The 19,719-nt window shown below is 57.7% G+C and carries 14 protein-coding genes, 2 tRNA genes and 3 rRNA genes; 14 read left to right on the top strand and 5 right to left on the bottom strand.

From position 1 onward, the window contains the following. The first annotated feature begins 44 nt into the window (after positions 1 to 44). Positions 45 to 410, top strand: coding sequence for an antibiotic biosynthesis monooxygenase (locus tag C4J88_RS09050; protein WP_124403614.1), 366 nt, complete (start codon positions 45 to 47; stop codon positions 408 to 410). On the opposite strand, the gene C4J88_RS09055 is transcribed toward C4J88_RS09050, so the two are convergent. After that, a complete protein-coding gene (locus tag C4J88_RS09055; RefSeq protein WP_124370233.1) occupies positions 399 to 1,502 on the bottom strand; it encodes a sigma-54-dependent Fis family transcriptional regulator in 1,104 nt (367 codons plus the stop codon). The genes C4J88_RS09050 and C4J88_RS09055 overlap by 12 nt on opposite strands. A gap of 11 nt (positions 1,503 to 1,513) precedes the next feature. Next, entirely contained in the window at positions 1,514 to 1,639 is a 126-nt protein-coding gene (locus tag C4J88_RS27665; RefSeq protein WP_256659103.1) for a hypothetical protein, read from the bottom strand. 201 nt (positions 1,640 to 1,840) lie between these two features. Here C4J88_RS27665 and C4J88_RS09060 point away from each other — a divergent pair, with 201 nt between their 5' ends. The 3 genes from C4J88_RS09060 to C4J88_RS09070 all read left to right on the top strand — a co-directional run bounded on the left by C4J88_RS09060 (position 1,841) and on the right by C4J88_RS09070 (position 5,363). Next, positions 1,841 to 2,110 carry a hypothetical protein gene (locus C4J88_RS09060; protein ID WP_124406776.1) on the top strand — a complete coding sequence of 90 codons (270 nt, stop codon included), beginning with the start codon at positions 1,841 to 1,843 and terminating at the stop codon, positions 2,108 to 2,110. A 234-nt stretch (positions 2,111 to 2,344) separates the two neighbouring features. Beyond that, complete coding sequence (locus C4J88_RS09065) at positions 2,345 to 3,505, top strand: cysteine desulfurase family protein (protein WP_124406777.1); 1,161 nt, start codon at positions 2,345 to 2,347, stop codon at positions 3,503 to 3,505. Positions 3,506 to 3,554: 49 nt separating this feature from the next. Continuing rightward, on the top strand, positions 3,555 to 5,363 hold the full coding sequence (locus tag C4J88_RS09070; protein ID WP_124406778.1) for an aminopeptidase P family protein: 1,809 nt from the start codon (positions 3,555 to 3,557) through the stop codon (positions 5,361 to 5,363). A 69-nt stretch (positions 5,364 to 5,432) separates the two neighbouring features. Here the strand turns inward: C4J88_RS09070 and C4J88_RS09075 are convergent, their stop codons facing one another. Both C4J88_RS09075 and rhtA read right to left on the bottom strand, forming a co-directional pair. Continuing rightward, on the bottom strand, positions 5,433 to 5,714 hold the full coding sequence (locus C4J88_RS09075) for a hypothetical protein (RefSeq protein WP_124406779.1): 282 nt from the start codon (positions 5,712 to 5,714) through the stop codon (positions 5,433 to 5,435). 167 nt (positions 5,715 to 5,881) lie between these two features. Next, positions 5,882 to 6,769, bottom strand: a complete 888-nt coding sequence (gene rhtA / locus C4J88_RS09080; RefSeq protein WP_124406780.1) for a threonine/homoserine exporter RhtA — start codon at positions 6,767 to 6,769, stop codon at positions 5,882 to 5,884. Positions 6,770 to 7,390: 621 nt separating this feature from the next. Between rhtA and C4J88_RS09090 the strand changes: the two genes are divergently transcribed. The 6 genes from C4J88_RS09090 to mrdA all read left to right on the top strand — a co-directional run bounded on the left by C4J88_RS09090 (position 7,391) and on the right by mrdA (position 14,848). Beyond that, a 16S ribosomal RNA gene (locus tag C4J88_RS09090) occupies positions 7,391 to 8,927 on the top strand. Positions 8,928 to 9,088: 161 nt separating this feature from the next. Next, positions 9,089 to 9,165 (top strand) — tRNA-Ile (locus C4J88_RS09095). A 30-nt stretch (positions 9,166 to 9,195) separates the two neighbouring features. Next, positions 9,196 to 9,271: transfer RNA gene (locus tag C4J88_RS09100), tRNA-Ala, on the top strand. Positions 9,272 to 9,520: 249 nt separating this feature from the next. Beyond that, positions 9,521 to 12,411, top strand: a 23S ribosomal RNA gene (locus C4J88_RS09105). Positions 12,412 to 12,579: 168 nt separating this feature from the next. Further along, positions 12,580 to 12,695 (top strand): 5S ribosomal RNA (gene rrf / locus C4J88_RS09110). Together the 16S, 23S and 5S rRNA genes with 2 tRNA genes alongside form the textbook arrangement of a ribosomal RNA operon. A gap of 260 nt (positions 12,696 to 12,955) precedes the next feature. Continuing rightward, a complete protein-coding gene (mrdA, locus tag C4J88_RS09115; protein ID WP_124362069.1) occupies positions 12,956 to 14,848 on the top strand; it encodes a penicillin-binding protein 2 in 1,893 nt (630 codons plus the stop codon). 1 nt (position 14,849) lies between these two features. On the opposite strand, the gene C4J88_RS09120 is transcribed toward mrdA, so the two are convergent. Beyond that, entirely contained in the window at positions 14,850 to 15,251 is a 402-nt protein-coding gene (locus C4J88_RS09120) for a GFA family protein (RefSeq protein ID WP_124406781.1), read from the bottom strand. 99 nt (positions 15,252 to 15,350) lie between these two features. Here C4J88_RS09120 and C4J88_RS09125 point away from each other — a divergent pair, with 99 nt between their 5' ends. The 4 genes from C4J88_RS09125 (at position 15,351) to C4J88_RS09140 (ending at position 19,684) form a co-directional block, all read left to right on the top strand. Continuing rightward, positions 15,351 to 15,818 (top strand): SRPBCC family protein, encoded by a 468-nt coding sequence (locus C4J88_RS09125; protein ID WP_124406782.1) that lies wholly within the window; start codon positions 15,351 to 15,353, stop codon positions 15,816 to 15,818. A 103-nt stretch (positions 15,819 to 15,921) separates the two neighbouring features. Beyond that, entirely contained in the window at positions 15,922 to 18,279 is a 2,358-nt protein-coding gene (locus C4J88_RS09130) for a DNA polymerase II (protein ID WP_124406783.1), read from the top strand. 48 nt (positions 18,280 to 18,327) lie between these two features. Further along, positions 18,328 to 18,960 (top strand): glutathione S-transferase N-terminal domain-containing protein, encoded by a 633-nt coding sequence (locus tag C4J88_RS09135; RefSeq protein WP_124406784.1) that lies wholly within the window; start codon positions 18,328 to 18,330, stop codon positions 18,958 to 18,960. A 151-nt stretch (positions 18,961 to 19,111) separates the two neighbouring features. Further along, a complete protein-coding gene (locus C4J88_RS09140) occupies positions 19,112 to 19,684 on the top strand; it encodes a DUF4174 domain-containing protein (protein WP_124406785.1) in 573 nt (190 codons plus the stop codon). Positions 19,685 to 19,719: the final 35 nt, after the last annotated feature.

A 19,719-nucleotide genomic window follows, 5' to 3' on the forward strand; every position in this document is an offset into this window, starting at 1 on the left:
GCACTGAATCGCAAGATTTTGCCTACGGAGAAAGGGGAGTGTTCATGCAGGTATCAGAGAAGAATCGCAGCTTCACGCAGTTGATCGAATTTCAGATCGACCCCCGCCAGCAGTCTGCCCTGGTGGCGGCCCTGACCCTCCAGAGCGAGCGACTGGCCGAGAACCATGGCGGCTTTTTGAGTGCGAGTGTGCAAGTCAGCGATGACGGGCGGCGGGTGCTCAACTGCCTGCAATGGCAATCGCGCGAGGATGGCGAGGCGGCATTCCGGCGCTTCGAACAGGGCGGCGAAGACCTCTGGACGCTGATCCGGGCGCACCAGGCCAGGGCGGTGACCTTTGATTCGTTCCAGGTGCTGCGCAGTTTTGAGCGCAGCCATGACGACGCCTTGCACTGCCGCCTAAATGGATAGGTGCAGCATCCGCTCGCCCTGCAGGTTTTCCCCAGGTCGACGCTTGTTGACCGCCAGCTCGCCAATCTTGATCAGGCGCGTGCGCGTGACGTTGCGGCTCAAGCCCAGCAGGCTGGCGGTGTGCACCTGGTTGTAATGGCTGAAGCGGTAAGCGGCGCGTAACAGTGCATCCTCGACTTTTTCGTGCAGGGCGCCGGCCTGTTCCTCGAACAGCTTTTGAAAGGCGCGCGCCAGCAACGCTTCGGCGCTGTTGTCGGTGCCGTGCTGGCTGTCGTCCTGGCGCTCGATGCGCAGGTTCGACAGGCGCAGATCGTCGCGTTCGATCACGCTGTTGCGGCAGATCAGCAGGGTGTGGTGAATCACGTTTTCCAGCTCGCGGATATTGCCCGGCCAACTGTAGCTGCGCAGTTTTTGCTCGGCCTCACGGCTGATGGTGATCGGACCGTAGCCCAGGCGCTGGCTGTAGGCTTCGATGAAGTGTCGGGTCAGTGGCAGAATATCGCCGGGACGCTCGCGCAGGGGGCTCAGCTCCAGGCTGACCACGTCGAGACGGTAGTAGAGATCTTCGCGGAAGTGCCCGGCATTGATGGCCTTTTCCAGTTGCACGTTGGTTGCCGCCAGTACCCGGACGTTGATCGGAATGCTCTTGCGCGAGCCCAGGCGCACCACTTCGCGCTCCTGCAGCACGCGCAGCAGCTTGACCTGAATGGCCATGGGCAGATCGCCGATTTCGTCGAGGAACAAGGTGCCGCCGTCCGCCTCTTCGAACCAGCCCGCCTTGGCGCTGAGGGCGCCGGTAAAGGCACCTTTTTCGTGGCCGAACAGCTCGGCTTCGACGAGGGATTCAGAGAACGCCCCGCAGTTCACCGCCACGAAGGGTCGGTTGCGCCGCGCGCTGAGGTTGTGGATATGCCGTGCCACCAGTTCTTTACCGGTGCCGGTTTCGCCGATGATCAGCACGCTGGCTTCGCTGGGCGCCACTTGCTGGATATGGTCGAGCAGGGCCTGGGATTTCGGGTCTTCGAACACCTGGGCCGTGGCACGGATCGAGGTCGCGAGGGCAGGCGAGGGTGGGAGGGTCAACAGCTGCATGGGCACCTCTCTCAGAAATAGAACGTGGGAATCGGCAGGGCCGGGTTCAGCGCCCAGTCATGCAATGCGTGGAATTTGTAATCCAGCGGGCTTTGAGTAGTGCTGTGGCCTGCACGCTGGGGCGTGGGCGGCAGCATTGCGGTGTTTATAGAGGGATTCTTATATTCCGTAAATTAATCGATTTACATATTTATAGATCTTAAAAGAATATATGGCTGTGCCTATTGAGACTGCCGCAACGGTTGATAGCCACTATCGAGGACGGTGATTTTTCCCTGGGCAGGTGCGGGAGTAGCCTGTGTTCATTGACTCGACACCTCCTTCGCAGGGCTACCGCCATGAACCGTTTACTCGCTGTTTCGCTGATGCTTGTCACCGCTGTCCTCGCTGGATGTGCAACCCATCCGGCGCCTGAATTGCGTCCTTACACGGAACAGGAAACCAGACAGCTGGCGTTGGAAGCGCTGAGCCGCCGCGGATTGTCCTTCGATGACTATCAACAGCAGCGGGCGGCATTGACCGGCCAGCCACAAAAAACCTTTGGTTTTGATCATCAGGGCGAGATGAACGCCGAGCGCAACGTAGCCTTGAAGGATCGCCCCAGTTGAGCGGCGCTGTTGCGGTGAAGAACCCGAGTGTTCCCGTAAGGAAACTCGGGTTTTTTGTTTTCCATGGCGTGACTTCAGCCTGTTAAGCTGAATTTCAGGAGCGTTCCTACGCACATTTTCATAAAGTGGTCCTTCTATAACGGCATCCGATCAGTTAAACCTGACGACCTCTGTTCTGTTCGATGCCCCCCGCGACACTGTTCTCGGGAACACGCTCTGCGAGTTTTTAACATCATGAATAAACGTCCGTTGTATTTCGACTACGCCGCCACCACGCCGGTGGATGAGCGGGTCATCCAGGTGATGGTTGAGTGTCTGGGTTTCAATGCCAATTTCGGTAACCCGGCGTCCAGTTCCCACGCGTTCGGCCAAGCGGCCCGGCAAACGGTCGAGCAGGCGCGTCGCCAGGTGGCCGAACTGGTTGGCGCCCAGCCCGAGCAGATCGTCTGGACCTCCGGCGCCACCGAGTCCAACAACCTTGCACTCAAGGGCGTGGCCCAGGCGCGTGGCGTGGCGGGCGGGCATATCATCACCAGCCAGATCGAGCACAAGGCCACACTCGACACCGCGCGCCAATTGCAGGAAGCCGGGGTGGCGGTGACGTATCTGGTGCCTGATGCCGATGGCTTGATCAGTGTCGAGGCGGTCAGTGAAGCACTGCGTGAAGACACCTTTCTGGTCTCGCTGATGCTGGTCAATAACGAGCTGGGCACGTTGAACGACATCCCGGCTATCGGCGCACGGGTGCGCGAGCACGGGGCGTTGTTTCACGTGGACGCGGCGCAAGGGGCGGGCAAGGTGGCCATCGACCTGGCGCAGTGGCCGGTGGATCTGATGTCGTTTTCCGCGCACAAGCTTTACGGTCCGAAGGGCATCGGCGCGTTGTATGTAGGACCGCGTGCGCAGCAGAAGGTGTTGGCGCAGATTCATGGTGGCGGGCATGAGGGCGGCTTGCGTTCGGGTACCCTGGCCACTCACCAGATTGCGGGCATGGGCACGGCGTTCGCCCTGGCAGCAGCGTCTTTCGCCGAGGAGAAGGCACAGATCGTAGCCTTGCGTCAGCGTCTGCTGGATCAATTGGGGTCGATCGCGGGTGTGCGCCTCAACGGCAGCCCGACACAGCGAATCCCCCATACCCTTAGCCTTACGTTCAATGAAGGTGAATTCAACGCGGGTGCGTTGAGTGCAGGGATTGCCTTTTCGGCGACTTCAGCGTGCAATTCGGCCAGCAACGCGCCGTCCCATGTGCTTCTGGCCCTGGGGCATGACGCTCGCAGCGCCGGCCGTACCATTCGCCTGAGCCTGGGCCGGTTTACCACCGAGCGGGATATCGACGAAGCGGTACAACTGATCAAGTCGGCACTGGCCAGCGCACCGGCGTTCTGGGCCGTCTGAAACTTCATTCGCAGTGCATAACAATTATTAGCGGTTAGCAGGAGACACAATGACTACGCAGCCTTTGACCCATGGAACGGTTCCCCAGCGCCTGGCGCAAACCCGTGAGCTGATGAGCCGAGAGGGGATTCATGCCCTGCTGGTACCGTCTGCGGACCCGCATTTGTCCGAGTACCTGCCCGGATACTGGCAGGGGCGTCAATGGTTGTCCGGGTTCCATGGTTCGGTGGGGACGCTGATCGTCACTGCGGAGTTTGCCGGGGTGTGGGCCGACAGCCGCTACTGGGAACAGGCGAGCAAGGAGCTCAAGGGCAGCGGCATCGAACTGGTGAAACTGCAACCGGGCCAGCCCGGACCGCTGGAATGGTTGGCTGAACAAACCCCGGAAGGCGGCGTTGTGGCGGTGGATGGCGCGGTAATGGCCGTGGCCTCGGCGCGCACCCTGGGTGACAAGCTGGCACAGCGTGGCGCGCGCTTGCGTACGGACATCGATCTGCTCAATGCCGTCTGGCACGACCGCCCGGCGCTGCCGAACCAGCCGATCTATCAGCACCTGCCGCCGCAGGCTACCCTCAGCCGCAGCGAAAAACTCGCGGCCCTGCGCGCCAGCCTGAAAGAAAAAAGCGCTGACTGGCATTTCATCGCGACCCTGGATGACATCGCCTGGTTGTTCAACCTGCGCGGTGGCGATGTATCGTTCAACCCAGTGTTCGTATCCTTTGCCCTGATCAATCAACAGCAGGCCACCTTGTTCGTGGCGCTGAGCAAGGTCGATGCCGAGTTGCGCGCTGCGCTTGAGCGCGATGGCGTGAGCGTGCGCGACTACAGTGATGTGGCTGATGCGCTGCGAGCCGTACCGTCCGGAGCAAGCCTGCAGATTGATCCGGCCCGCGTGACGGCCGGTTTACTGGAGCACCTCGACGCCGGCGTGAAACGGGTGGAAGGCTTGAACCCCACCACGCTGGCCAAGTCGCGCAAAAGCCTGGCCGATGCCGAACATATTCGTCAGGCCATGGAACAGGATGGCGCCGCCTTGTGCGAATTTTTCGCCTGGCTGGAATCGGCCCTGGGACGTGAACGCATCACTGAACTGACTATCGATGAGCATCTGACGGCAGCGCGTGCCCGCCGTCCGGGGTATGTGTCGCTGAGTTTCAACACCATTGCTGCCTTCAATGCCAATGGCGCGATGCCGCATTACCACGCCACGCCAGAAGAGCATGCCGTGATCGAAGGCGATGGCTTATTGCTGATCGATTCCGGCGGCCAGTACCTGGGCGGTACCACGGATATCACGCGTATGGTGCCCATCGGTACGCCGAGCGCAGAGCAGAAACGCGATTGCACGCGGGTGCTCAAGGGCGTGATTGCCTTGTCCCGCGCTCAATTCCCCAAAGGCATCCTGTCGCCGTTGCTGGACGCCATCGCGCGTGCGCCGATCTGGGCCGAGGGCGTGGATTACGGCCACGGTACGGGTCACGGTGTAGGGTATTTCCTCAACGTACACGAAGGCCCGCAGGTGATCGCTTACCAGGCTGCAGCTGCACCGCAAACGGCGATGCAGCCGGGCATGATCACGTCGATTGAGCCGGGCACCTACCGCCCTGGACGTTGGGGCGTGCGCATCGAAAACCTGGTGTTGAACCGTGAAGCGGGGACCACCGAATTTGGTGAGTTCCTCAGATTCGAAACCCTGACCTTGTGCCCGATCGACACCCGTTGCCTGGAGCCTTCCTTGCTCACGGCGGATGAGCGCGAGTGGTTCAACGCTTATCACGCCCAGGTGCGTGAACGCCTGAGCCCGTTACTCAGTGGCGAGGCGCTCACGTGGTTACAGGTGCGCACAGCGGCGATTTGATCGCGGGCTGACTGACGGCTTCGCGCTGTGCTGTTTTGATCGCGAGCGATCAAGACAGCGCTCAGGCGTCTACTTGCAAATGACGATCATGCTGCGACTGGTGTAGCCGGCAGGGTTGAGGCCGAAGGGGTAATCGCCGGGTTCTTCGGCGTTATCGCCGGATTTGGCGATCACCCGATAGCCCTTGGCGCCGCAGGAATCGGCCGCACTGGTGTAGCACTTATCCCAGGAGGAGGACAGGCCCGAGCAGTTGATATGCAGCCCTTTCTTGCCTCGCTTCACTTCTGTTTTCGTGGTCGCGGCACAGCCGGCAATGCCTACGACCAGCAACAGTATCAAAATTCGTTTCATTCCCATCCTTAAATAGCCGCTTCGCAAAAGAAACGAAGCCGGCCTTTACTCGCTCTCGAGCGTAGCGTTCATGCTGTCCGTGTCGAATTTCTCCATGAAAGACCTTCGTTTACGGCCTAAACATGGCCTAAATGAGCGGTAAATACCAGAGCTGCCTTTTAAAGAGGTCAGTCGGCGGGCACCAGCGGTTTGGATTCGTTGCGCATTGTCAGTGTGGCGCCGACGGAGGCCAGAATGATGCAGGTGATCGCCAGCCATTGCGCGAGCGTCAGGTGTTCATGCAGGAAGAACAGCCCGGAGAGGGCGCCGAACGCCGGCTCGACGCTCATCAGGGTGCCGAAAGTACGGGCGGGCAGGCGAGTGAGCGCGACCATTTCCAGTGTGTAAGGCAGCGCTGTCGATAAAATGGCGACACCGATGGCGATGGGGATCAAGGCGGGAGTCAGCAGCGCGGTACCCGCGTGCACGATGCCGATTGGCGCGACGAACAAAGCGGCAATCATGACGCCGAGCGCGGCGGTCTGCACACCGTTATCGTTACCTGCCTTTTGGCCGAACAGAATATAAAGCGCCCAGCAGACACCAGCGCCGAGAGCATAGGCGGCACCGATCGCGTCGATGCCACTGCTGGTTTCGCCCGACGGTATCAGCAGGAGTAAACCGACGACTGCGAGCGCGATCCACAAGAAGTCCACTGCCCGGCGCGATGCATACAGGGCGACGGCGAGCGGGCCGGTGAATTCCAGCGCTACCGCAATACCCAGGGGCACGGTGCGCAACGACATATAAAAGAGAAAATTCATGCCGCCTAGCGCCATGCCGTAGACAACTACCGTGCGCAGGGACTTGGCCGTCAGCTTGGCGCGCCATGGGCGTAATAGAAGCAGCATGATCACGCTGGCGAAAATCAAGCGCAGGGTGGTGGTACCTTGCGCGCCGATGACAGGGAACATGCTTTTGGCCAGCGAGGCGCCGGACTGGATGGATGCCATCGCTATTAACAGCAGGCCAACAGGGAACAGTATGGAGGCCAGGCTGCGGGGTGGGGTGGTCATTGAAGGTTTTCGTCCGAAGTCTTTCATATAAAGGGCAGAGCGCTGATGCGCTTAACGGGCACGCACTGCGCAATATACTGCTCAAGTGCAGAGGATTTAAAGGATTTCAGGCTGATTGATAGGAAATCCAAATTAAACATTGACGGCAGATTCTGTGCGCCTATAATTCGCCCCACTTCCGGCGCAGTCGAAACGGAAAACTCCTTGGTAAACAATGAGTTAAGTAGTTTTCGGCAGCAGGTTGCTTCAGTCCATCGAAGCCAAAAGGAAGTTGAAAAAGAGGTGTTGACAGCAGCGTGTAACGCTGTAGAATTCGCCTCCCGCTTACGAGAGATCGCAAGCGCAAGTGGTTGAAGTTGTTGAAGAAATCTTCGAAAACTTCTGAAAATAACCGCTTGACAGCAAATGAGGCTGCTGTAGAATGCGCGCCTCGGTTGAGACGAATAGCTCTTAACCAACCGCTCTTTAACAACTGAATCAAGCAATTCGTGTGGGTGCTTGTGGAGTCAGACTGATAGTCAACAAGATTATCAGCATCACAAGTTACTCCGCGAGAAATCAAAGATGTAACCAACGATTGCTGAGCCAAGTTTAGGGTTTCTTAAAAACCCAAAGATGTTTGAACTGAAGAGTTTGATCATGGCTCAGATTGAACGCTGGCGGCAGGCCTAACACATGCAAGTCGAGCGGTAGAGAGAAGCTTGCTTCTCTTGAGAGCGGCGGACGGGTGAGTAATGCCTAGGAATCTGCCTGGTAGTGGGGGATAACGTTCGGAAACGGACGCTAATACCGCATACGTCCTACGGGAGAAAGCAGGGGACCTTCGGGCCTTGCGCTATCAGATGAGCCTAGGTCGGATTAGCTAGTTGGTGAGGTAATGGCTCACCAAGGCGACGATCCGTAACTGGTCTGAGAGGATGATCAGTCACACTGGAACTGAGACACGGTCCAGACTCCTACGGGAGGCAGCAGTGGGGAATATTGGACAATGGGCGAAAGCCTGATCCAGCCATGCCGCGTGTGTGAAGAAGGTCTTCGGATTGTAAAGCACTTTAAGTTGGGAGGAAGGGCAGTTACCTAATACGTGATTGTTTTGACGTTACCGACAGAATAAGCACCGGCTAACTCTGTGCCAGCAGCCGCGGTAATACAGAGGGTGCAAGCGTTAATCGGAATTACTGGGCGTAAAGCGCGCGTAGGTGGTTTGTTAAGTTGGATGTGAAATCCCCGGGCTCAACCTGGGAACTGCATTCAAAACTGACTGACTAGAGTGTGGTAGAGGGTGGTGGAATTTCCTGTGTAGCGGTGAAATGCGTAGATATAGGAAGGAACACCAGTGGCGAAGGCGACCACCTGGACCAACACTGACACTGAGGTGCGAAAGCGTGGGGAGCAAACAGGATTAGATACCCTGGTAGTCCACGCCGTAAACGATGTCAACTAGCCGTTGGGAGCCTTGAGCTCTTAGTGGCGCAGCTAACGCATTAAGTTGACCGCCTGGGGAGTACGGCCGCAAGGTTAAAACTCAAATGAATTGACGGGGGCCCGCACAAGCGGTGGAGCATGTGGTTTAATTCGAAGCAACGCGAAGAACCTTACCAGGCCTTGACATCCAATGAACTTTCCAGAGATGGATTGGTGCCTTCGGGAACATTGAGACAGGTGCTGCATGGCTGTCGTCAGCTCGTGTCGTGAGATGTTGGGTTAAGTCCCGTAACGAGCGCAACCCTTGTCCTTAGTTACCAGCACGTCATGGTGGGCACTCTAAGGAGACTGCCGGTGACAAACCGGAGGAAGGTGGGGATGACGTCAAGTCATCATGGCCCTTACGGCCTGGGCTACACACGTGCTACAATGGTCGGTACAGAGGGTTGCCAAGCCGCGAGGTGGAGCTAATCCCAGAAAACCGATCGTAGTCCGGATCGCAGTCTGCAACTCGACTGCGTGAAGTCGGAATCGCTAGTAATCGCGAATCAGAATGTCGCGGTGAATACGTTCCCGGGCCTTGTACACACCGCCCGTCACACCATGGGAGTGGGTTGCACCAGAAGTAGCTAGTCTAACCTTCGGGAGGACGGTTACCACGGTGTGATTCATGACTGGGGTGAAGTCGTAACAAGGTAGCCGTAGGGGAACCTGCGGCTGGATCACCTCCTTAATCGACGGCATCAGCTGCTTCATGAGCTCCCACACGAATTGCTTGATTCATTGAAGAAGACGAAAAGAAGCAGCCCAAAGGGTTGTAGCTTAGTTGGTTAGAGCGCACCCCATGCTTTGTGGTAAAGAGCAGGGTGAGGTCGGCCTTAGCAGCTCGAAATTGGGTCTGTAGCTCAGTTGGTTAGAGCGCACCCCTGATAAGGGTGAGGTCGGCAGTTCGAATCTGCCCAGACCCACCAATTTTGTGTGGGAAACGCCTGTAGAAATACGGGGCCATAGCTCAGCTGGGAGAGCGCCTGCCTTGCACGCAGGAGGTCAACGGTTCGATCCCGTTTGGCTCCACCACTACTGCTTCTGTTTGTAGAAAGCTTAGAAATGAGCATTCCATCGTTGTGATGGTGAATGTTGATTTCTAGTCTTTGACTAGTTCGTTCTTTAAAAATTTGGGTATGTGATAGAAAGATAGACTGGACGTTACTTTCACTGGTAACGGCTCAGGCTAAGGTAAAATTTGTGAGTCGCTCTTAATTGAGTATGATCGAATTTTCGGCGAATGTTGTCTTCACAGTATAACCAGATTGCTTGGGGTTATATGGTCAAGTGAAGAAGCGCATACGGTGGATGCCTTGGCAGTCAGAGGCGATGAAAGACGTGGTAGCCTGCGAAAAGCTTCGGGGAGTCGGCAAACAGACTTTGATCCGGAGATGTCTGAATGGGGGAACCCAGCCATCATAAGATGGTTACCTTACACTGAATACATAGGTGTATGGAGCGAACCAGGGGAACTGAAACATCTAAGTACCCTGAGGAAAAGAAATCAACCGAGATTCCCTTAGTAGTGGCGAGCGAACGGGGACTAGCCCTTAAGTGGCTTTGAGATTAGCGGAACGCTCTGGAAAGTGCGGCCATAGTGGGTGATAGCCCTGTACGCGAAAATCTCTTAGTCATGAAATCGAGTAGGACGGAGCACGAGAAACTTTGTCTGAATATGGGGGACCATCCTCCAAGGCTAAATACTACTGACTGACCGATAGTGAACTAGTACCGTGAGGGAAAGGCGAAAAGAACCCCGGAGAGGGGAGTGAAATAGATCCTGAAACCGTATGCGTACAAGCAGTGGGAGCCTACTTTGTTGGGTGACTGCGTACCTTTTGTATAATGGGTCAGCGACTTATTTTCAGTGGCGAGCTTAACCGAATAGGGGAGGCGTAGCGAAAGCGAGTCTTAATAGGGCGTCTAGTCGCTGGGAATAGACCCGAAACCGGGCGATCTATCCATGGGCAGGTTGAAGGTTGGGTAACACTAACTGGAGGACCGAACCGACTACCGTTGAAAAGTTAGCGGATGACCTGTGGATCGGAGTGAAAGGCTAATCAAGCTCGGAGATAGCTGGTTCTCCTCGAAAGCTATTTAGGTAGCGCCTCATGTATCACTGTAGGGGGTAGAGCACTGTTTCGGCTAGGGGGTCATCCCGACTTACCAAACCGATGCAAACTCCGAATACCTACAAGTGCCGAGCATGGGAGACACACGGCGGGTGCTAACGTCCGTCGTGAAAAGGGAAACAACCCAGACCGTCAGCTAAGGTCCCAAAGTTATGGTTAAGTGGGAAACGATGTGGGAAGGCTTAGACAGCTAGGAGGTTGGCTTAGAAGCAGCCACCCTTTAAAGAAAGCGTAATAGCTCACTAGTCGAGTCGGCCTGCGCGGAAGATGTAACGGGGCTCAAACCATACACCGAAGCTACGGGTATCACGTAAGTGATGCGGTAGAGGAGCGTTCTGTAAGCCTGTGAAGGTGAGTTGAGAAGCTTGCTGGAGGTATCAGAAGTGCGAATGCTGACATGAGTAACGACAATGGGTGTGAAAAACACCCACGCCGAAAGACCAAGGTTTCCTGCGCAACGTTAATCGACGCAGGGTTAGTCGGTCCCTAAGGCGAGGCTGAAAAGCGTAGTCGATGGAAAACAGGTTAATATTCCTGTACTTCTGGTTATTGCGATGGAGGGACGGAGAAGGCTAGGCCAGCTTGGCGTTGGTTGTCCAAGTTTAAGGTGGTAGGCTGGAATCTTAGGTAAATCCGGGATTCTAAGGCCGAGAGCTGATGACGAGTTGTCTTTTAGACGACGAAGTGGTTGATGCCATGCTTCCAAGAAAAGCTTCTAAGCTTCAGGTAACCAGGAACCGTACCCCAAACCGACACAGGTGGTTGGGTAGAGAATACCAAGGCGCTTGAGAGAACTCGGGTGAAGGAACTAGGCAAAATGGCACCGTAACTTCGGGAGAAGGTGCGCCGGTGAGGGTGAAGGACTTGCTCCGTAAGCTCATGCCGGTCGAAGATACCAGGCCGCTGCGACTGTTTATTAAAAACACAGCACTCTGCAAACACGAAAGTGGACGTATAGGGTGTGACGCCTGCCCGGTGCCGGAAGGTTAATTGATGGGGTTAGCTAACGCGAAGCTCTTGATCGAAGCCCCGGTAAACGGCGGCCGTAACTATAACGGTCCTAAGGTAGCGAAATTCCTTGTCGGGTAAGTTCCGACCTGCACGAATGGCGTAACGATGGCGGCGCTGTCTCCACCCGAGACTCAGTGAAATTGAAATCGCTGTGAAGATGCAGTGTATCCGCGGCTAGACGGAAAGACCCCGTGAACCTTTACTATAGCTTTGCACTGGACTTTGAATTTGCTTGTGTAGGATAGGTGGGAGGCTTTGAAGCGTGGACGCCAGTTCGCGTGGAGCCAACCTTGAAATACCACCCTGGCAACTTTGAGGTTCTAACTCAGGTCCGTTATCCGGATCGAGGACAGTGTATGGTGGGTAGTTTGACTGGGGCGGTCTCCTCCTAAAGAGTAACGGAGGAGTACGAAGGTGCGCTCAGACCGGTCGGAAATCGGTCGTAGAGTATAAAGGCAAAAGCGCGCTTGACTGCGAGACAGACACGTCGAGCAGGTACGAAAGTAGGTCTTAGTGATCCGGTGGTTCTGTATGGAAGGGCCATCGCTCAACGGATAAAAGGTACTCCGGGGATAACAGGCTGATACCGCCCAAGAGTTCATATCGACGGCGGTGTTTGGCACCTCGATGTCGGCTCATCACATCCTGGGGCTGAAGCCGGTCCCAAGGGTATGGCTGTTCGCCATTTAAAGTGGTACGCGAGCTGGGTTTAGAACGTCGTGAGACAGTTCGGTCCCTATCTGCCGTGGACGTTTGAGATTTGAGAGGGGCTGCTCCTAGTACGAGAGGACCGGAGTGGACGAACCTCTGGTGTTCCGGTTGTCACGCCAGTGGCATTGCCGGGTAGCTATGTTCGGAATAGATAACCGCTGAAAGCATCTAAGCGGGAAACTAGCCTCAAGATGAGATCTCACTGGGACCTTGAGTCCCCTGAAGGGCCGTCGAAGACTACGACGTTGATAGGTTGGGTGTGTAAGCGCTGTGAGGCGTTGAGCTAACCAATACTAATTGCCCGTGAGGCTTGACCATATAACACCCAAGCAATTTGTTGCTCCTAGTTGAAAGACGAAAGAGGCCAGATTGCGGTGTGTGAAGACGCAATGAACCGAAAGTTCGAGGCTCACAAAACACCGACTTCTATCCCATACCCAATTTGCTGAAGCGAGGCCATCTGGTCACGACTCAGTACCCGAATTTCTTGACGACCATAGAGCATTGGAACCACCTGATCCCATCCCGAACTCAGTAGTGAAACGATGCATCGCCGATGGTAGTGTGGGGTTTCCCCATGTGAGAGTAGGTCATCGTCAAGATTAAATTCCGAAACCCCATTTGCGAAAGCAGATGGGGTTTTGTTTTGGGCGGTCGAAAAGTGCGACGGCTCTCCCAATGTGCACCATCACAGCGCGTTCGCCGCCCTTGCCTCACTTTCTCAATGATGAAATAACCCGCCGTTAAGGGAAATCGATGCAAAGTGTTTCTGCATTTTTGGTATGGTGCAGCACATTTTCACAAGGACTGACCCTTATCCGCAGGACGCGGCGTCGACCTTTTTCAACGAGATGCTGTAGAAATGCCTGAACCGATACCCATCAAGGACCACGAAAAAGAACACCGTCTGGTCAACAAACGTTTGCTCGCCTGTGCACTCCTGGTGATTGGCATCACCTGCGCCCTGGTGGGGCGCATGTACTTCCTGCAGGTCGTGCAATACGACTATCACGCCACCATTTCTGAAAACAATCGCGTTCACGTGCTGCCCATCACCCCTACGCGCGGCTTGATCTATGACCGCAACGGTGTGGTCCTGGCTGACAACCGACCCAGCTACAACCTGACCATAACCCGCGAACGCACCACCGACCTCAAGGGTGAGTTGGACGCGATCGTCAGTCTGTTGCACCTGCCCGCCGAAGATCGTGCCGTGTTCGACAAAGCGCTCAAGCAGGCCCGCCATCCGTTCGTCCCTGTCACGCTGTTCTACGAGCTGACCGAAGAGCAGATTGCCGTTCTGGCCGTCAACGAGTTCCGTCTACCGGGTGTAGACGTTGAACCTCAGTTCGTCCGCCACTACCCGTTGGGTGCGCACTTCGCTCACTCTATCGGCTACGTTGGACGAATCAATGAGAAAGAATCCAAGGCCCTCGATTCGGTGGAATACCGCGGCACCCAGTCTATTGGTAAAACCGGTATCGAACGCTTCTACGAATCTGAACTGCATGGCCACGTGGGTTATGAAGAAGTCGAAACCAACGCCCAAGGACGGGTATTGCGCGTGCTCAAGCACACTGACCCTATCCCAGGCAAAAACATTGTCCTGAGCCTCGACGTCAAGCTCCAGGAAGCCGCCGAAGAAGCCCTGGGTGACCGCCGTGGCTCGGTGGTTGCCCTGGACCCGCAAACCGGTGAAGTGCTGGCCATGGTCAGCAAACCGAGTTTCGACCCGAACCTGTTCGTCACCGGTATCAGCTTCAAGGAATATGCCGCGCTGCATGATTCCATCGATCGCCCGCTGTTCAACCGCGTGCTGCGCGGGCTGTATGCGCCCGGCTCAACCATCAAGCCTGAAGTGGCCATCGCCGGGCTCGACAGCGGCGTTGTCACCCCGCAAACCCGCGTGTTTGATCCCGGTTACTACCAGTTGCCGGACTTCGATCACAAATACCGCAACTGGAACCACAGTGGCGACGGCTGGGTAGACATGGACGCCGCCATCATGCGTTCCAATGACACCTACTTCTATGACCTGGCCCACAAGCTCGGCATCGATCGGCTGCATGATTACCTGGCCGAATTCGGCCTGGGTCAGAAGGTGTCCCTGGACATGTTCGAAGAGTCCGCCGGCCTGATGCCTTCCCAGGCCTGGAAGCGCGCGACACGTCGCCAGCCCTGGTTCCCGGGCGAAACCGTGATCTTGGGTATCGGCCAGGGTTATATGCAAGTCACGCCGCTGCAACTGGCCCAAGCCACTGCGCTGATCGCCAATAAGGGTGTATGGAACCGCCCGCACCTGGCCAAGACCATCAACGGCGTGCCTCCGGTGGATGAGAATCCGATGCCCAACGTAGTGCTCAAGGATCCGCGTGATTGGGAACAGGTCAACCACGGCATGCAATTGGTAATGCATGACCCGCGCGGTATCGCTCGGGCCGCAGCGCAGGGTGCCCAATATCGCATCGCCGGCAAGAGCGGTACCGCGCAGGTGGTGGCGATCAAGCAGGGGGAGCGCTACAACCGCAACAAGACCCTGGAGCGTCACCGCGACAACGCCTTGTTTGTCGGCTTTGCGCCAGCCGAACACCCCAAGATCGTGATTTCAGTGATGATTGAAAACGGTGAGGCCGGTGGCCGTGTAGCAGGCCCGGTGGTGCGACAGATCATGGATGCCTGGCTGCTCGACCAGGAGGGTCACCTGAAGCCGCAATATGCGACGCCGGCCAAAGCGCCCGGCGATCCGCACGTTTAAATCACACCTGCCATTCGCCCCAGCGCTCTATGTCGTCATAAGCGAGCCAGGGCACATCATGGACTGTCCAGATATGCGCGGTGGGCCTGGCGCCCGGATCATCGTCCAGCGTCGCCACCCGCACGATGACGTGGGGCTGGTGCGCGCGCTCGGCGATCAAATGCGAGCCACAGCGTGAACAGAAATGGCGCCGTTTGCCTGGCGATGACTCAAACGATGACAGCAATTCTTCACCGTGCGTCCAGCGAAAGTGCTCGCGCCTCACCCCGGCCGTGGCGACAAAGGCTGCCGCATGCGCCTTGCGACAGCTGCCGCAATGGCAGTGACTGATGGGCATGTCCAAACGCTCCACCCGATAGCACACCCCTTTACACAAGCAACTTCCATTCAACGGTTCAGTCATAACTTATGGCCAGGTCAAGGATGGGGTCGTCATCATTGCGCATAACCAAAGGTTGCGCATTGGTCGATGTCGCCTAGTGTTCAATGGAGGAGGTGACTTATGCACGTATTAGATCGCATCGAACGGAAAGTCCTGCTCAACGCATCGCGTAAACACGTCTGGGAAGCGCTTACGAACGCCGAGCAATTTGGCGAGTGGTTCGGTATTGCCCTCAAGGGAAAAACCTTTGTTGCCGGAGAACCCATCGAAGCGCCGATCACCTATCCAGGCTACGAACATGTCGTGTGGAAGGCCAGGATCGAACGTATTTTGCCGCAAACCCTGTTTTCCTTCTGGTGGCATCCCTTCGCGGTAGAGAAAGACGTCGACTATGACCAGGAAACCCCGACGCTGGTGGAGTTCACCATCGAGGACCGCGCGCCGGGCATTCTGTTGCGGGTGGTCGAGTCCGGTTTCGACAAGGTGCCCCAGGCCAGGCGCCAGAAAGCGTTCAAGATGAATTCCCGTGGCTGGGACGAGCAGATGGGCAATATCGAAAACTATCTGGACAAGGCCCGGCGAGCCTGACGCGAACGGGCACCCACGTTTTTGAGATCACAGTTAACCTGCCGCGTTTGCCCGGATGCCGCGTAGAATCACGCCCTGAAAGCGATTCCTGAGGTGCGGTACGGTGGATTTACAGCAGGGGTTTGTCCTGACCCGGCATTGGCGCGACACCCCGGCGGGGACGGAGGTCAGCTTCTGGTTGGCGACCGACCAAGGGCCACGGTGTGTTCGCCTACCCGTGCAAACCTCGGTGGTGTTCATTCCCGAAGCCCATCGCAAGCCGCTGGACTGGCTGCTCAAGGGCGAGCGCGATATCGAATTGCGTGGGTTGCAGTTGTGCGACTTCCATCATCGACCGGTCCTGGGTCTCTACGCCCGGCAGCACCGCCAGATAATGGATATCGAAAAGCGCCTGCGCGCTGCCGGGGTGGATGTCTACGAAGGCGATGTGCGCCCACCCGAGCGCTACATGATGGAACGGTTCATCACTGCGCCGGTGTGGTTCGGCGGTACGCCGGATGCCAGCGGCACGTTGCTTGATGCGCAGATGAAGCCCGCTGCCGATTACCGACCGACCCTGAAACTGGTATCCCTCGATATTGAAACCACCGCCCAGGGCGATCTTTATTCCATCGCGCTCGAAGGGTGTGGCGAGCGCCAGGTGTACATGCTCGGTCCGCCCAACAAAGCCTGCGCGGTGGACTTCAAGCTCGACTATTGCGACACCCGCGCCCAACTGCTCGAACGCCTCAACCAATGGCTGGCCACCCACGATCCGGATGCGATCATCGGTTGGAATGTGGTGCAGTTCGACCTGCGCGTGCTCCACGAACATGCCCAGCGCCTGAATGTGCCGCTGCTGCTGGGGCGGGGCGGTGAAGCCATGGCCTGGCGCGAGCATGGCAGCCGCAATCATTACTTCGCTGCGGCAGCGGGCCGGTTGATCATCGACGGCATCGAAGCCCTGCGTTCAGCTACGTGGAGTTTCGAGTCGTTCAGCCTGGAAAATGTCGCGCAAACCCTGCTGGGTGAAGGCAAGGACATCTCCACGCCGTACCAGCGCATGGACGAAATCAACCGCATGTTCGCCGAGGACAAGCCCGCCCTGGCGCGCTACAACCTCAAGGACTGCGAGTTGGTCACGCGGATTTTCGAGAAGACCGAGCTGCTCAAGTTCCTGCTCGAGCGCGCCAGCGTCACCGGGCTGCCTGCCGACCGCAATGGTGGTTCCGTCGCGGCGTTCACCCACCTCTACATGCCGTTGATGCACCGCCAGGGCTTTGTCGCGCCGAACCTCGGCGACAAGCCGCCCCAGGCCAGCCCCGGCGGGTTTGTCATGGACTCGCGCCCAGGTCTGTATGAGTCGGTGCTGGTGCTGGACTACAAGAGCCTGTACCCGTCGATTATCCGCAGCTTTCTGATCGACCCGGTGGGCTTGATCGAAGGCCTCAAGCATCCCGACGACAGCGACTCGGTGGAAGGCTTTCGCGGTGCGCGTTTCTCCCGCACCCGGCATTGCCTGCCGTCCATCGTCACGCGGGTATCCGAAGGCCGCGAAGTGGCCAAGCGCGAACACAATGCACCGCTGTCCCAAGCCCTGAAGATCATCATGAACGCCTTCTACGGAGTGCTAGGTTCCAGCGGTTGCCGGTTCTTCGATACCCGGCTGGCGTCCTCGATCACAATGCGCGGGCATCAGATCATGCGCCAGACCCGCGAGCTGGTGGAGGCCCAGGGTTATGAAGTGATCTACGGCGACACCGACTCCACTTTCGTCTGGCTCGGCGGCGCCCACTCTCTTGAGGACGCCAGCCGCATCGGCCAGGCGCTGGTGCAGCACGTCAACGACTGGTGGCGCAGCCATCTGCACACGGAATACCGTTTGCAAAGCGCCTTGGAGCTGCAATACGAAACCCATTTCAGCCGCTTCCTGATGCCGACCATTCGCGGTGCGGAGGAGGGCAGCAAGAAGCGCTACGCCGGCCTGGTGGTGCGCGCCGATGGCAGCGAAGAGATGGTCTACAAGGGCCTGGAAACCGTGCGCAGTGACTGGTCGCCCCTGGCCCGGCAATTCCAGCAGGAGCTCTACCGGCGCATCTTCCATCGCCAGCCCCATCAGGATTATGTACGCGACTATGTGCGCCGTACCTTGAGCGGTGAACTCGACGAGCTGTTGATCTACCGCAAGCGCCTGCGCCGACCCTTGCATGACTACGAACGCAACGTCCCGCCCCATGTGCGCGCCGCACGCCTGGCCGACGAATACAACGACCGCCTCGGGCGCCCGCGCCAGTACCAGCGCGGCGGCTGGATTCGCTATGTGATCAGCGTCAATGGCCCGCAGCCGTTGGAAGTACAGCAAGCACCTATCGACTACGATCATTATGTGACGCGCCAATTGCAGCCCGTGGCTGACGCCATCCTGCCGTTCGTGAACGATGATTTCGCCACCCTGGTGGGCGGGCAGATGGGCCTGTTCTAGGCAATCGGCCACAATCCCCGTTACACCTGAAGCTTAGGAGGAACGCCCATGTACACACTCTATGGCACCGACGAATCCGGCTCCTGCATGATCGAGATCGCCCTGCAGCGCTGTGGCGTGCCGTGGCATCGCGTGGATGCCAGCTCCTGGCATGAAGGCGAGGGCAGCGAAGCCCTCGCGCGCATCAACCCGCTCAAACAGATCCCCACCCTGGTCACCCCCGATGGCCAGGTGCTGACCGAAAGCGCCGCCATCCTGATCCACCTGGGCCTGGAGTTTCCCGACGCGAACCTGCTGGCCGGCAACCGCGCGCAGATCCTGCGCGGCCTGCTGTACATCGCGGCCAATTGCTATTCGGCCATCGGCATCATCGACTATCCGCAACGCTGGCTGGGCGACGCCGGTGAAAGCCTGCAAACGCAACTGACCACCGGCACGCGGCGTTATCTGCATCAGGCCTGGGTGGTGTTCGCCGATCAGTTTGCCGACCAGCTGTTTACGCCCGACAACGTACCCAATGCACTGGGCATCATGGCGGCGGCGGTGTCGCGCTGGGACGAAGGCCGCGAGGTGCTCCGCAGCCTGGCGCCGGGCTTTGCCGACGCCCTGGAGCGCGTGGATGCCGACCCTGTCGTGGCGCCCGTGTTCGCCCGGCATTGGCCGCAGTGGCAGGTCTCGTAATCAGAAGAAACAATGCCCCGCCGCCCGCCAATCCCTTGCGGCGCGGGCATCCTGACCTACGCTTCTCAATGTGGCGTAGGAATCATCCTTGAATTTGACTGTCGCAGACATGAAACTCAAGAACCCTGCATGGAATTCAAAGGAGGTGCGCATGCTCATCCGGTCGCTGACCCTGGCTACCTTGATGGCTTTTACGGGGCCGTTGTTGGCTGCTGATGATAATCCGCTCAAGCTGGAGATGGGCAAAACCCGCCCTCTGGTGGTGGTGGAACTCGATGCGGGTAACCCGACGTTGGCCACGCTCAGGAAACAACTGGAAGAGCCTGCCATCAAGCAGTCCTTCGAAGAGCGCAGCATGGTGTTCTACACCGTGAAGTTCGGCAGCATCGGCGCCGAGGGCGAGAAGTTCGCCAAGGATCCCAAGGACAGTAAAAAGCTCACCCCGCCTGAAACCAATGCACTGATCCGCGCGCTCAAGCTCGGTGTCGGCAGCGGCACCAAGGTGATCCTGATCGGCAAGGATGGCGAGAAGAAACTCGAGAAGACCGTGCCGCCCGATAGCCTTGATCTCAAAGAGTTCTTCAGTGCCATCGACCAGATGCCGATGGCCGAGAAAGAAGCGGCGGCGGCGCCGGAACCTGCGCCCGTTGCACCTGCACCGGCCAAGGGCGCCAAACCGGTCAAACCCGGCAGCAAGCCGGCGCCACAACCCCTCGACGATTGAAATTCATAGCCCTGTAGGAGCGAGCTTGCTCGCGA

This window comes from Pseudomonas sp. R4-39-08, from assembly GCF_003852275.1.
Lineage (GTDB): Bacteria > Pseudomonadota > Gammaproteobacteria > Pseudomonadales > Pseudomonadaceae > Aquipseudomonas.

Excerpts from the sequence above, each read along its gene's own strand:
- C4J88_RS09050 (WP_124403614.1), top strand. The coding sequence starts at position 45 with ATGCAGGTATCAGAGAAGAATCGCAGCTTCACGCAGTTGATCGAATTT.
- C4J88_RS09055 (WP_124370233.1), bottom strand. The coding sequence starts at position 1,502 with ATGCAGCTGTTGACCCTCCCACCCTCGCCTGCCCTCGCGACCTCGATC.
- C4J88_RS27665 (WP_256659103.1), bottom strand. The coding sequence starts at position 1,639 with ATGCTGCCGCCCACGCCCCAGCGTGCAGGCCACAGCACTACTCAAAGC.
- C4J88_RS09060 (WP_124406776.1), top strand. The coding sequence starts at position 1,841 with ATGAACCGTTTACTCGCTGTTTCGCTGATGCTTGTCACCGCTGTCCTC.
- C4J88_RS09065 (WP_124406777.1), top strand. The coding sequence starts at position 2,345 with ATGAATAAACGTCCGTTGTATTTCGACTACGCCGCCACCACGCCGGTG.
- C4J88_RS09070 (WP_124406778.1), top strand. The coding sequence starts at position 3,555 with ATGACTACGCAGCCTTTGACCCATGGAACGGTTCCCCAGCGCCTGGCG.
- C4J88_RS09075 (WP_124406779.1), bottom strand. The coding sequence starts at position 5,714 with ATGAAACGAATTTTGATACTGTTGCTGGTCGTAGGCATTGCCGGCTGT.
- rhtA (WP_124406780.1), bottom strand. The coding sequence starts at position 6,769 with ATGACCACCCCACCCCGCAGCCTGGCCTCCATACTGTTCCCTGTTGGC.
- mrdA (WP_124362069.1), top strand. The coding sequence starts at position 12,956 with ATGCCTGAACCGATACCCATCAAGGACCACGAAAAAGAACACCGTCTG.
- C4J88_RS09120 (WP_124406781.1), bottom strand. The coding sequence starts at position 15,251 with ATGACTGAACCGTTGAATGGAAGTTGCTTGTGTAAAGGGGTGTGCTAT.
- C4J88_RS09125 (WP_124406782.1), top strand. The coding sequence starts at position 15,351 with ATGCACGTATTAGATCGCATCGAACGGAAAGTCCTGCTCAACGCATCG.
- C4J88_RS09135 (WP_124406784.1), top strand. The coding sequence starts at position 18,328 with ATGTACACACTCTATGGCACCGACGAATCCGGCTCCTGCATGATCGAG.
- C4J88_RS09140 (WP_124406785.1), top strand. The coding sequence starts at position 19,112 with ATGCTCATCCGGTCGCTGACCCTGGCTACCTTGATGGCTTTTACGGGG.